This window comes from uncultured Hymenobacter sp., from assembly GCF_964243305.1.
Taxonomy (GTDB): Bacteria; Bacteroidota; Bacteroidia; order Cytophagales; family Hymenobacteraceae; genus Hymenobacter.
Genome location: NZ_CAXTEF010000039.1, coordinates 27,789 through 39,902, shown reverse-complemented (window position 1 = coordinate 39,902; position 12,114 = coordinate 27,789). Strand labels below are relative to the sequence as shown.

Here is a 12,114-nt window from a genome sequence, read left to right as displayed (position 1 = left end):
CATGGGCAGTGGAAGGTAAGACTGGCCACTGTCTGTTTTCACTGGACCACCTCAGACCAAAGCCTTGCGTTGCACGCGAGAGGCATTGATAAGTGGTGCAGGGGGCTTTCTTCTTTATAGCTCCTGAGATGATAGTAGGCGGTTTCTGTCGGACCCAGAGTTTCTGGCGTGGCGCCGGGCGAAGTGGCTGGGAGCGAAGTCAGGTATGTGCACGGCACCGGGCCAGTACCAGCACAGAAAAGCCCCGTTGGAGCGGGGCTATTGGTTGGGTGGCACGTCGGCGTAAAGCCCGAGCGGGTCGGCCCGGTAGTGTTGGCGCAGGTAACGGGCGGCGCTATCGGCGTATTCCTCCAAACGGCGACCTTCGGTAATAAGCTGTTTGGGGGCGGCCGTGGCATTCAGAATTGCCACTGCCTTGTCAAAAGCCGGGAACAACTTGCGGTCGGTAGGCAGGGCCAGCAACAAGTCGAAGCGGTAGTTTTCGGCGGCGGCTACTGGCGCCAGCAGGTGCAGCCAGCCGTGGGTGTACACGGCCTTGCGGTTGATTTCTTCGGCATCGGCCAGGTCCAGGCTGACAGGCTTGATGAAGTTCTGCGTGCCGTTCTGCCAGACGTAATCAAACCGGATAGCGGTGGCGGCGGCTTGCACTTCCACATTGCGGCGCAACAACTGAAACACGCCCGCATCGTGGGCTTCCAGGTTGCGGCGAAAATTACTAATCAGGAAGGAGTCGCGCTTGTGCTGGCCGGCGCGGGGCGCGGGCTGGGTTTCGGCAAAATACAGCTCGTAGTACTGGTCGGCTACTTGCTGCGGTTCATCGTCGGCATGGGCAACGGCTTTGGTGAGCGGCCCGAAGCGCAGGACGGTCGCATCGGCGGGCACCAGCTCGCGAGTAACGAAGCTGGTGTACTGTTCGGCGCTAAGGGCGGTGTTCAGCTCGGTGTTGGCGCGGGCCACGCGCTTGCCGAAGCTGCTGAGATAGGTCAGAAGCTGGCGCTCAGAAAATGACTGGTATAAGTGGCGCAGGCGCTTGAAGCGGGCCGGGTAACGAAATTCCAACCGTCCCTGCTCGGGGAAACAGAGCAGGATACCCACGTTCACCTCCTCCCCGAGAAAGGGGGAATGCACGTACTTAAGAAGGTTGAAGTAGATCGTATTCACGATAGGGTGTGGCGCAACAGGGTTTGGATGTGCCCGGCGTTGGCCTTTTGGTAACAAAGGTACTCGAAGAACAAATCGAAGTCGGGCAGTGAGCAACCCAGGTCCGAAAGCTGCTGGTGGTAGGGCCGGAGCAGTTGGGGGTTCAGGCCGCGCAGGTATTCGGTGAAAGTACCGAAGGCTGGGGCAGTTGCGGCCGGGCCACGGGCCTTCAGGGGAGCGTAGAACAGGTGGCGCTGGTACAGGTGTTTCCAGCGGCCTTCGATTAGATGCTGAACGCCCGCCCGATGCCGGATAGGGAAAGCTCGTGGTCGATTAAAATGGCTTCTTCGCCGTCGGGCATGAGCAAATTGGGTTTATCGGGGCGGCGGTCGGTGTTGAGAATCAGGTTGTCGAAGCTGTAGATAGTTTCCATTTCGTAGGCTTCCAGCTTCTTGAGCGGCAAGGCGCGGGAGTAGGGGTAGGGCCCTTCAACCAGGCGGCAGCCGAACAACAAGCCGGGGGCGGTTTCGGTCAACTGTTGTCGCTGCGGTTCGTCGAGCGTAGCTCGGAAGGCCGGCGAAAACTCAATCAAAGCCGGTTCCGGGCGGGGGAGGTCGAACATTTCGGCCAGCACGGAGCCGAACACTTCGGCCGCTAGGTGCGGGTGCTGGTCGAGGTGGGAAGCCTTGAACAGCTTGACCACAAACGGAACCAGCTTGCCGCGGGGGCCTTCCTGCACCCGCACCGCCCACGGCCGGGTGCCGCCGCCGGGCATAAGGCCATTGAAAGAAACGGCGGAATAAATGGGGAGCAAGCGCGGCTGGTGGCTATATGAGCCGGCAAGGTCGGGACAAACCTGCAATCACACTGCCAGCACCTTCCATCCGGCGGCAGTAAGTTCCGCCTGCTGCCGCTCGTCGTTGGCAATATTGCGAGCAAACTTGTTTAACCAGAAATCAACTCGAGTGCCAGGCGTGGTAGTGTAGCAACAACCGGGGTGGCGGTGCCAGAAACAGCCGTGTACAAAGACAACCGTTTTTTATTTAGGTAAAACGATGTCGGGCTTACCGGGTAGTTCTTTTGTGTGAAGGCGGTAGCGCAGGCCCCTCCCATGAAGATATTGCCGCACCAGGATTTCAGGCTTGGTGTCCTTGCCCCGATTGTGGGACATATTGAGGTGGCGCTGTTCGGGAGTAAGTACGTCTGCCATGATACCTGAACGTATAGGGTAGGCACTGGGTGCCGCCTGATATCCTGATATACAGTTCCGGTCAGTTGACCACTATTGTGTCGAGTGCGTAAAGCAGAGCGTATCCACGAATCAAGCCTCGGCATTCACTGAAGCCTTGCGTTACATCGGATACGAGCACGGACCTGCTAAGGCCCTTATCATATTTGTCTAATGCTCTTAGCTCACTGAGTGCTAGTGCCCATAGAAAAGGATGTAACTTCGTTCCCTTCCTACGGGCGGCTCATTTGCTGACCGTGCTAAATATTTTTGGCGGACTTGCTGCAAGGGAAAAATAGTCTACCTTTGACTTAACTTTTAAGGTAAGTTGGTCGTTTACATCGAAGAGTATCGCCAAATGTCGAAGGTGAATTTTTACACCGTTCGGCTTGAAGACGAAGAAGATAATGAAACTGACCAGTTCATCTCCCGTTTCATTGCCAGCCATGAATACCGGCACGACCTGGATATTATCTTGGCCGCGCTGGAAGAAATTGGTGCTACGCGCGGGGCGCTTCCCCCCGGCGACGAAGTACTGTTCAGGCCAGAACGAGATGCGGTGGCGCTTCCCCCTCCGCAAGCCTATGGCAATCTGTTGCGATTATATGGATTCATCTGCTCGGACGATATAGTTGTCCTTGGCGGTGGTGGCCGCAAGACCACTAAAAAAGCGCAGGAAGGCGACACCCGGCCCGCGTTTCGCATGATGAACCAGGTAGCCGAAATTCTGAAGCACCGCCTGAACAATCAGACCGTTTGGATAGCTAACCAACGGTTGCAGGGCGCGTATCAGCAAATGAACCTACCGGGCTAACCCAAACCCCCTCCCCTTATCATGGCTAGCAAGTATTTCGGCCAAATCGAAATCGCCCCCGAGGCCCGGCAATTCGTGGAACGTTCGTTTCTGATTGCCGACCAAATCAAACATGCCCTGCGTACTCAGGGGCTTACGCAACGTGACCTAGCCGACCGGTTAGGCAAAAAAGAGCCGGAAGTAAGCCGGATGCTGTCTGGCACACACAACTTCACGTTGAAAATGCTTATTAGATTGGAGCAGGCGTTAGGAACACGGCTGGTAACTACGCCGCATGAAGTGCAGACCAAAGCGGCTGCCGTGACGTTGCACGACACAGTGACCACGGACGACTTTACCAGTGCTGAGTGGCACAAAATGGTAATGTTTGTCACACCCGACGAAAAAAGGACGCGGGCAGCTACTCATGCTGCCAAGCCCCAAACGAAAAAAGCTGCCGGCGAGCCGGCAGCTTTTTCTATATTAGTCGAGGTCTGTGACCTTTATTAAGATTCTCCTCACTTTTCACGTCGTCTTTTCTGTTGAGCACCAACGCTGCTTCCTCGGCCACATTTAAAGTTGACCAGATTAAGTTTCTGGAAAGCCGGGTCGTTTTATTTCGCATGGACAATCAGCTTGACCCGGCAGTTGCCGGCAAACAGTTGAGCAGCTTCGTTTATCGCATCACGACCGAGCAAGACATGGATGCCAAGAAATGCATCGTGCGAGTCCGAATCGGAGTAGTTATCCATGTTGTTTTAAAGGACGCAATAGAGAAGGTGGAAGTCGGCGAGATTCGCACTGAGACAGTGTTTAAAGTAAAGCACCTTCCTAAAGTGTTAACCAACGCCCCAGGATTAGAGCCGGCTATGCCAGCCCCTATTGGCGGCACAATGCTGGGACTGGCTTACTCTACCACGCGGGGCCAGTTGCTTGCACTCGGTGCGGGTACAATCCTGAGCCGTGCGTTTCTGCCTGTGGTCAACCCAATCCAATTATTACAAAACGCAGGAGCTGAGGTCAAATCATAGCGCGGGTTTGTTCCATCCGGCGGCAGTGAGTTCCGCCTGCTGCCGCTCGTCGTTGGCGATGTTGCGAGCAAATTTGTTCAACCAGAAACCAACCCGAGTGCCAAGCGTTGTAGGCCAGTTGACTAATCGGGTACGTAAAGCAGAGCGTATGCACGAACCAAGCCTCGGCATTTACTGAAGCCTTGCGTTGCACGCGAGAGGCATATGTAGGTAATGCAGGGGCTTTTTCGTGGTCAAGGGGTAGCCGCATGGCGGCGCAGCAGCGCCGCATACTTCTTGCGGCCCTGCTCGACGAAACCGGGGGTAGCCGTGGCGTCGACTACCCATATCTGATGCGGGTCTTTCTTCTGCACGCCGATGATGAGGAAGCGGGTGGCGCGTAGCGCATCGAGGTATAGGGCGGCTTGGCGGCCGTAGTCGTACTGTTGGACGCTGGCCAGGAAGTGGGGCAGGTCGGGGCAGCTGGTGGTTTTGAAGTCGATGAATAGCGAGCCGGCAGGTTGGCAGGAAGGCAAAGCAGTCGAGCCTGCCAGTGGGTAGAAGGCTACTAGCCATACCGAAGGAGGTAGGGAAATTTGTAAACTTGCGGGAAACCAGCTGCCCCGATGATGAACGCCACGCTCTACCTGCCCCAACAGCCGCCGCGGGCAGTACCCGCTGACGGGCTGTGTATGCCCAACCCAAAAACCGGGTCTGCGCGAGTGCCCGAGCAGGTGCCGGCGCTGCTGAGCTGCGCGCCGGGGCTGGTGGACGTGCTGGCCTGCGGGCCGGAATACGTAGCATATTCTGTATTCGACTGCGACGGGGAGACGAACCGCGCCGCGATGGCAGCCGTGGCAGCGGTGTCGGGGGTAGCATTTGAGCTGGACGACGAGGATTCAGTTTTGTGCGGGGCGGTGCTGGTAGTACAGAGTGGGCAGGCTCTACCGGGCAGCCGGGCCGTCGAGGATTAGCTATATCTCGGCCGGCATGGGCTGCTCGGTGGGCACGTTGGCCCCGCCGGTGTTGCCGCTGGGCACATGCCTGAAAAGCGAGAGGGAAAGCCGCCGACGATGCGCACGAACTGGCCCAGGATTTAAATTGGGCGCAATTAAAGAGCTTGTGCCCAATACTGTACCCCAATTTGATAAAAAACCCGTTTGCGGGCTGCAAACGGGTTTTTTCGTACCAGAGACGGGACTCGAACCCGTACGCCTATTCAGCAAGGGTGTTTAAGACCCTAGTGTCTACCGATTTCACCACTCTGGCAGATAAATTTTCGTTGATTTTTTCCTCGGTACGTTTCAGTTAATGCGTGGCAATTCGGACAAAGTAAACGTAAATTTTCAATTCGATTGTCAGTATTGACACCATTTATGTGGTCTAATTCCAACGGTATGACCTTATCAAGCCATCTCTCAAGGCCACAGGAGGAGCATACTCTTGCGAACATTCCCTCTTCTATCAATCTAATTTTCAACTTATGAGACTGGTATATCGAGCCATTGATAAGCACCTCGCTTAGTTGAGCAGCTTTGTTGATTGCCCGATAGCGCACTCCTACATTCCAACCCGCGCCAGTGAAGTGGCTCGTGCCTAGTCCCAACCGCTTGATACGTTCGTACACGGTTTTGTAGTTGCCGCCAGCCGGCACCAGCCCAATTCGGTTTAACACTTGCGCCACCGACAGGCTTTCGGCCACGGCCTGCCGAAACTCGTCATCCGTGCTCAGGCATTTGCAAGTGGCGGCCATTTCAAAAATGGATAAACAAAAAACGCCGCCCGAAGACAGCGTTTTTTGATGAAGAACTTGGAGCGGGAGACGAGGTTCGAACTCGCGACCTCGACCTTGGCAAGGTCGCGCTCTACCAACTGAGCTACTCTCGCAGGAGGTTCAGCACTGCTTCGCGCAACGCTGAATGGTTCGACAAAGGTAGTACCTGCGGTACGTTTGGCAAGGGCCAGGAGTGAAAAAAGTCGATACTGACGCGCTTTTACTTCATTTTCAGCTACAAAACCTCGACCACGGATTAAGCAGCTTAAACGGATTGGTCGAATTTCGGGATGGTTCAGGCTAGACGAAGGGGGTAGGGATTCGGGAACCGAGCTGTTCCGGAATTAATGCGGTCTGTTTTACTTGCCTTGAGCCGCCAGCTTCAGCTCGTTGAGCTTGAGCAGGGCTTCGATGGGCGTGAGCGTATTCACGTCGAGCGTTTGCAGCAGCTCGCGCAGCCTTTCTAGGGCTGGGTCGGCCGGCTCAAAGATGCTGAGCTGCGAGGTCAGGCGCGGCGTGGTGGCCACGGCGGCCGTGGACTGGGGCGTGGGACCAGGGCGAGGGGCCTTGGCCGGCAAGGGGGGAGTAGGGAGTTGTTCCCCATCGGCGGCGGGCCGGGCTTCGAGGCCCGCCAGCACGTCGTCAAACTCAGTGGCGGCGCCCTCGTCGAGGCCGGTGCCGGCGCGCTCGGTTTCGAGATGGTGCATGATTTCGTTGGCGCGGAGCACCACGGAGGTGGGCATTCCGGCTAGGCGCGCCACGTGGATGCCGAACGAGTGGGCCGAGCCGCCCGGCGCGAGCTTGCGCAGAAACAGGATGCGGCCGTCGGCCTCCTTCACCGAGACGTTGTAGTTGCGCACCCGTGGGCAGTCGTCGGCTAGCTGGTTCAGTTCGTGGTAGTGAGTAGCGAACAGCGTTTTCGCCCTGGCTTTCGGGTTGTTGTGCAGGTGCTCGACGATGGCCCAGGCGATGCTGATGCCATCGTAGGTACTGGTGCCGCGCCCGATTTCGTCCATCAGCACCAGGCTTCTATCCGAGAGATTATTCAGGATGGAGGCCGTTTCGGTCATCTCGACCATGAAGGTGCTCTCACCCTTGCTCAGGTTGTCGGAGGCGCCGACGCGGGTGAAAATCTTGTCGATGATGCCGATAGTGGCCGACTCGGCGGGCACGAACGAGCCGATTTGGGCCAGCAGCACGATGAGCGCGGTCTGGCGCAGCAGCGCCGATTTGCCGGCCATGTTGGGGCCAGTAATGACCACAATCTGCTGCTCATCTTGATTCAAGCAGATATCATTCGGGATGTAGTCCTCGCCGGGTGGCAGCTGCCGCTCAATGACGGGGTGGCGCCCAGCCTTGATATCGAGCACCGGGCCGTCGTTCACAATGGGCTGCACGTAGCGGTGCTGCCGGGCGGTGAGGGCGAAGGAGGCCAGGCAGTCGAGCACGCCGATAGCGCGGGCGTTCTGCTGAATGTGGCCCACGAAATCCAGCGCCGCCTGCGTTAATTCATTATAGATGCGCGCCTCAATCACGAAGAGCTGCTCCTCGGCGTGGAGGATTTTCTCCTCGTAGGTTTTCAGCTCCTCGGTCACGTAGCGCTCGGCATTGACCAGCGTCTGCTTGCGAATCCAGGTGGCGGGCACCTTGTCTTTGTGAGCGTTAGTGACTTCGAGGTAGTAGCCAAACACTTTGTTGTAAGCCACTTTCAGCGACGAGATGCCCGTGGCCTGCTGCTCGCGCTGCTGCAATTGCAAGAGGTAGTCCTTGCCCGAAAACGCCAGCTCGCGCAACTCATCCAGCTCGGCATCAATGCCTTTTTGAATCACGCCGCCCTGGTTGGTGAGGATGGGCGCGTCGGGCTTGATTTTGCTTGAAATCTCCTCCCGCAGGCTGTCGCAGGGGTTGAGCTGGTCGGCCAGCTTGGTGAGGGCGCGCACGCCGGAGCCGGCCAGCCGCGCCCGCATCGGGGCCACGGCTTCGAGGGCGCGGGCGAGTTGCAGCAGCTCGCGCGGGTTGACGCGGCGCACGGCCACCTTGGAAATTAGCCGCTCCAAGTCGCTGATTTGCTTGAGGTTATTAGTTAAATCAGCCAGCAATTCCTCGTCCGCAACCAGCGCGGCCACGGTATCGAGGCGGCGCTGAATCTGGCTGACTTCCTTGAGCGGCAGCACGACCCACTTGCGCAGCAGGCGCGCGCCCATTGGCGTCAGGGTCTGGTCGAGCGTGTCGATGAGGGGCACGCCGCCGGGGTGCTGGGCCTGCACCAGCTCCAGGTTACGCACGGTGAAGCGGTCGAGCCAAACGTACTTATCTTCTTCCAGGCGGCCCAGGCTGGCGACGTGACTCAGGTTGGCGTGCTTGGTTTCGGCCAGATAATGCAGAATGCAGCCGGCGGCGATGATGCCTTCCTTGAGATTTTCGACCCCGAAACCTTTGAGCGAGGTGGTGCGGAAGTGGCGCGTGAGCGTGTCGTGGGCGTAGTCGGGGCCAAAAACCCACTCGTCCAGGGCGTAGGTGCAGAAGTCGGGGCCGTAGTGCTGCTCGAACTCGGCGCGGCTTTTTTTGCAGAACAAAACCTCGGCGGGGCGGAAGTTTTCCAGCAGCTTGCCCAGGTAGGAAACGTCGCCCTGCGCGACCAAAAACTCGCCGGTGCTGATGTCGAGAAACGAGACGCCGGCCTCGGTTTTGCCGAAGTGCACGGCGCAGAGGTAGTTGTTGGCGCGGCGCTCCAGGGTGTGGTCGTGCAGGCTCACGCCGGGCGTAATCAGCTCGGTAATGCCGCGCTTGACCAGGCCCTTGGCCTGCTTGGGGTCTTCGAGCTGGTCGCAGATGGCCACGCGCTGCCCGGCCCGCACGAGCTTGGGCAGGTAGGTATCGAGCGCGTGGTGCGGAAAGCCGGCCAGCGCCACCTCCGAAGCCGTGCCGGCCCCGCGCTTGGTGAGCGTAATGTCGACGATGCGGGCCGTGGTGACGGCATCTTCGCCGAAGGTTTCGTAGAAGTCACCCACGCGGAACAGCAAAAGCGCCCCTGGGTGCTGCTGCTTGAGCTGGTAGTACTGCCGCATCAGGGGCGTGTCGAACACCGGCGCGGGCGGCAGGTGGTCGGGGCCGACGGCTTTAATCGGATACTTGGATTTGGGCGGGGCGGGCGTCAAAATAGAAGCGTGAGCTTGGGCTCGCGGAAAAGTGGCTAGCAATTTAAGATAAAGCGGGCGAGCCGCGGGCCCTAGCGGCGCCGGTCGAGGCGCAGGCACCAGCACGAATCGAGCGTGGCCAGCGGGGTCGTAGCGAAGCGCTGCTCGACCAGCCGGCGCACCCGCGGCAGACAGCCTAACACCTGCTGGGCCGGCAACAATTCCGCTATCCCAACCTCAGGCTGCTGCCGGGGCAGGCGCTGAAAATCCAGCACCAGCCGGCGCGGGGCTGGGGCGGTCAGCCGGTAGAAGTCGAGCAGCGGGTTATAATTTTCGTATAAAACCAGTACCTGCGGCGAAGGTAGCGGCAGCCGGTCGAGCCGGGCCAGGGCGGGGCCATACTGCTCGAAAGCGGCCAGCGGCGCGGCGGCTGCCGCTCGGTGCCGCCCCAGCGTATCGAAACCGGCGGCCAGGCCCGACAAGCTCAGCAGGGTTAGCAGCAATGCCGCCCGCGGCCCGCGCCGGGGCGGGCGCGAAGCCAGCCTAACGGCAGCGCTGCCGATTGCCAGCGCCAGCAGGGGGTAGGCGTGAGCAATGTACCAGGGCAGCCGGGTCTGGGCCGCTGAGGCCACCAGCACCAGCCCGGCCGCCTGCCAGAGCGCAAACCGCGCCACGGCCGGCACTTTCAGGCCCGACCAAAACAGGAGCCCACCCCCGAGCAGCAAGGCCCCGCCCCAGCCAGAAAGCCCCTGCGCCAGCGCTGGCAGGTAGTACCACCAAGCGGTAGCGCCCGTGAGCGGCCGGGCTACCCGGCCGCCCCAGTCGTTGTCCCAGGTGAAGTGCAGGTAGCCGGGGTAGGCCAGCTCGCGCAGCCCATAAAATAGCAGCAAGGGCGCAAAAGCCAGCGCCCCGGTCAGCCAGACGCGCCGCTCGCGTAGGGCCGCCGGGGCGTAGCGCCCGGCGTAAAAGAGCAAAGCCGGCAGCGGCAGCAGGGCCGCCGCGCACTTCACCAGCAAGGCCCCGGCCAGTGCGCCACCGAACAAAGCCAGCCAGCGGCGGCGGGGCTGGCGCAGGTAGGCGTAGGCGCTGAGCGCGTAGCCCACCGTGAACAGGGCCAGCAGGGCGTCGTACTCGCCGGTACGCGCCACGTGGTAGCCATTGAAGCCCGGCATGGTGGCCAGGGCCAGCGCGGCGATGATGCCGGCCCAGGGTTGGCGCAGCACTTGCCAGGCGAAGAGCAGCAGCCCGGCCGCCGTGAGCATGCCCGCTACGGCGGCGGGCAGGCGCAGCGCCCAGGTGGAAAAGCCAAACGCCGCGAAGCTCAGGGCCTGCAAAATGGGCATCACCGGCGGCTTCGTGTTAAGCGAATCCGGGAAACGGCCGTAGTACATGACTAGCCAGTCGTGGCGCTGGCCGATATTGAGCGCGTTCAGGGCCAGGCGCGACTCGTCCCAGAGCTGAAGCGGCTGGGCGCCGAGCTGCCGCAAAAACAACCAGGCAACCAGGGCCAGGGTCAGGCCGGCGGCGGCCAATTCGGGCCAGCGAGCGTACTTGCGGGCGTGGGCCGCCGGGGTTAAGAACCGCGTCTCAGCTTCAGGCCGCATTATTTTCTCCTAGTAGTATCTGCTTTCCCGGATGGCAGCGGGCCACCTGCTCCACCCGACTGCCTACTTCCCTACCCCCTCTTCATGCGCAAACTCACGATGGCGGAGCTAAACCGCCTGCCGGTGGCCGACTTCAAAAATACGCCGAAAAGCCCGCTCACTCTCGTGCTCGACAACGTGCGCAGCCTGCACAACGTGGGGGCCGTCTTCCGCACCGCCGACGCCTTCGCGGTGGAAAAAATCTGGCTCTGCGGCATCACCGGTTGCCCGCCGCAGCGCGAAATCACCAAAACGGCGCTGGGCAGCACCGAATCGGTAGCTTGGGAGCACGCGCCGCAAACCGCGGCTGTGGTGCGCGAGCTGCGCGCCGCCGGCTACCTGATCGTGGCCGTGGAGCAAACCACGAGCAGCGTGCAGCTGCCCGCATTTCAGCCCACGCCGGGGCGCCCGGTGGCGCTGGTGCTGGGCAATGAGGTATTTGGCGTCGAGGATGAGGTGCTGGCGCTCTGCGAGGTGGCCGTGGAGATTCCGCAGCTCGGCACCAAGCACTCGCTCAATGTGGGCGTGGCGGCGGGCGTCGTGCTCTGGGACGTACTGAGCAAGATGGGCACGTTTGACACGTTTGAGGGGGGTAGGGAATGAGAAGTTATTAGCGAATTCCCTACCCCCTTGCTGCCGCGCTGCCGCGACACGCGGCCAAACAAGCGGCGGCCAGCCCTGGCAGAGCCTGGCGTAGCATTTCTACTGTTTGCCTGGGTAAAAATTATGGCTTTATACTTATTTACTTGGTTTTAACTTGGCAGTCTCCTTTCTGCCGCCTTACATTTGCCACGCCCCTCAGGTATATGCGGGGCACCTTATCAAGAAAGGCGGAGGGACAGGCCCTGTGATGCCTTAGCAACCAGTAGCGATACAAGGTGCTAAATCCTGTTCTGAGCCGGCGCAAGTCGGCTTGGGAGAAGATAAGTTGCAAGAGGCGCATCGGTTGCAAACGATATGGCTCTTCTGACTTGTCAGAAGGGCTTTTTTTATGCCCGGCTGACAAGGATGCTTGACTAAGGTGCCGCGGGTAGGTGTGAGGGGCGTTCCCTGGTTTTCGAACGTCACAGCTCCCTTTGCCATGCAATTCAGTACCCGCCTCATCCACTCCATCCCCGTCGACCCGCAAACCGGCGCCATCTCGGTGCCCATCTACCAGACCTGCACCTTTGTGCAGCAGGCACCCGGCGTCAACCAAGGCTACAACTACGCCCGCTCGGGCAATCCGACCCGTCAGGCCCTGGAGAACCTGATGGCGACCCTTGAAAACGGCCACGCCGGCTTCGCCTTCGCCAGCGGCCTGGCCGCCTGCGACGCCGTCGTGCGGCTGCTCTCGGCCGGCGACCAGATTGTGGCCTTGGATGACGTTTACGGCGGTACTTTCCGGCT

The 12,114-nt window shown here is 60.0% G+C and carries 13 protein-coding genes, 2 tRNA genes and 1 riboswitch; of the genes, 6 read left to right on the top strand and 9 right to left on the bottom strand.

Annotated features, from left to right (window positions below; translation table 11 throughout):
• Positions 1 to 258: 258 nt before the first annotated feature.
• The 3 genes from ACFE70_RS17370 to ACFE70_RS17360 form a co-directional block, all read right to left on the bottom strand.
• A complete protein-coding gene (locus tag ACFE70_RS17370) occupies positions 259 to 1,161 on the bottom strand; it encodes a DUF3037 domain-containing protein (RefSeq protein WP_375419047.1) in 903 nt (300 codons plus the stop codon).
• 262 nt (positions 1,162 to 1,423) lie between these two features.
• On the bottom strand, positions 1,424 to 1,915 hold the full coding sequence (locus ACFE70_RS17365) for a HipA family kinase (RefSeq protein ID WP_375419046.1): 492 nt from the start codon (positions 1,913 to 1,915) through the stop codon (positions 1,424 to 1,426).
• 264 nt (positions 1,916 to 2,179) lie between these two features.
• The gene (locus ACFE70_RS17360; RefSeq protein ID WP_375419049.1) at positions 2,180 to 2,311 is read right to left on the bottom strand and encodes a hypothetical protein; all 132 of its coding nucleotides are present in this window, start codon (positions 2,309 to 2,311) and stop codon (positions 2,180 to 2,182) included.
• A 385-nt stretch (positions 2,312 to 2,696) separates the two neighbouring features.
• On the opposite strand from ACFE70_RS17360, the gene ACFE70_RS17355 reads away from it, so the two are divergent.
• The 3 genes from ACFE70_RS17355 to ACFE70_RS17345 are packed head-to-tail and all read left to right on the top strand — an operon-like array spanning position 2,697 to position 4,192.
• Positions 2,697 to 3,182, top strand: coding sequence for a hypothetical protein (locus ACFE70_RS17355; protein ID WP_375419045.1), 486 nt, complete (start codon positions 2,697 to 2,699; stop codon positions 3,180 to 3,182).
• Positions 3,183 to 3,203: 21 nt separating this feature from the next.
• Positions 3,204 to 3,671 carry a multiprotein-bridging factor 1 family protein gene (locus ACFE70_RS17350; RefSeq protein ID WP_375419044.1) on the top strand — a complete coding sequence of 156 codons (468 nt, stop codon included), beginning with the start codon at positions 3,204 to 3,206 and terminating at the stop codon, positions 3,669 to 3,671.
• Positions 3,672 to 3,703: 32 nt separating this feature from the next.
• Complete coding sequence (locus ACFE70_RS17345) at positions 3,704 to 4,192, top strand: hypothetical protein (protein WP_375419043.1); 489 nt, start codon at positions 3,704 to 3,706, stop codon at positions 4,190 to 4,192.
• 233 nt (positions 4,193 to 4,425) lie between these two features.
• Here ACFE70_RS17345 and ACFE70_RS17340 read toward each other — a convergent pair whose 3' ends face one another.
• Positions 4,426 to 4,707: a hypothetical protein gene (locus tag ACFE70_RS17340; RefSeq protein ID WP_375419042.1), complete on the bottom strand. Its 282-nt coding sequence runs from the start codon at positions 4,705 to 4,707 to the stop codon at positions 4,426 to 4,428.
• Positions 4,708 to 4,863: 156 nt separating this feature from the next.
• On the opposite strand from ACFE70_RS17340, the gene ACFE70_RS17335 reads away from it, so the two are divergent.
• Positions 4,864 to 5,145, top strand: a complete 282-nt coding sequence (locus ACFE70_RS17335; RefSeq protein ID WP_375419041.1) for a hypothetical protein — start codon at positions 4,864 to 4,866, stop codon at positions 5,143 to 5,145.
• Positions 5,146 to 5,357: 212 nt separating this feature from the next.
• On the opposite strand, the gene ACFE70_RS17330 is transcribed toward ACFE70_RS17335, so the two are convergent.
• The 5 genes from ACFE70_RS17330 to ACFE70_RS17310 form a co-directional block, all read right to left on the bottom strand.
• Positions 5,358 to 5,440 (bottom strand) — tRNA-Leu (locus tag ACFE70_RS17330).
• Complete coding sequence (locus tag ACFE70_RS17325; protein WP_375419040.1) at positions 5,412 to 5,924, bottom strand: HNH endonuclease signature motif containing protein; 513 nt, start codon at positions 5,922 to 5,924, stop codon at positions 5,412 to 5,414. Before ACFE70_RS17325 ends, ACFE70_RS17330 begins: the two co-directional genes overlap by 29 nt.
• A 58-nt stretch (positions 5,925 to 5,982) precedes the next feature.
• A tRNA-Gly gene (locus ACFE70_RS17320) sits at positions 5,983 to 6,058 on the bottom strand.
• A 246-nt stretch (positions 6,059 to 6,304) separates the two neighbouring features.
• The gene (gene mutS, locus ACFE70_RS17315) at positions 6,305 to 9,013 is read right to left on the bottom strand and encodes a DNA mismatch repair protein MutS (protein WP_375419048.1); all 2,709 of its coding nucleotides are present in this window, start codon (positions 9,011 to 9,013) and stop codon (positions 6,305 to 6,307) included.
• 161 nt (positions 9,014 to 9,174) lie between these two features.
• Positions 9,175 to 10,686: an ArnT family glycosyltransferase gene (locus tag ACFE70_RS17310; RefSeq protein ID WP_375419039.1), complete on the bottom strand. Its 1,512-nt coding sequence runs from the start codon at positions 10,684 to 10,686 to the stop codon at positions 9,175 to 9,177.
• Positions 10,687 to 10,770: 84 nt separating this feature from the next.
• Here ACFE70_RS17310 and ACFE70_RS17305 point away from each other — a divergent pair, with 84 nt between their 5' ends.
• Positions 10,771 to 11,328, top strand: coding sequence for an RNA methyltransferase (locus ACFE70_RS17305; protein WP_375419038.1), 558 nt, complete (start codon positions 10,771 to 10,773; stop codon positions 11,326 to 11,328).
• A 212-nt stretch (positions 11,329 to 11,540) separates the two neighbouring features.
• A riboswitch (SAM riboswitch) is annotated at positions 11,541 to 11,655 on the top strand.
• A 151-nt stretch (positions 11,656 to 11,806) separates the two neighbouring features.
• Positions 11,807 to 12,114, top strand: a 308-nt coding sequence (locus tag ACFE70_RS17300; protein ID WP_375419037.1) for a PLP-dependent transferase, incomplete at its 3' end; no start/stop codon positions are given.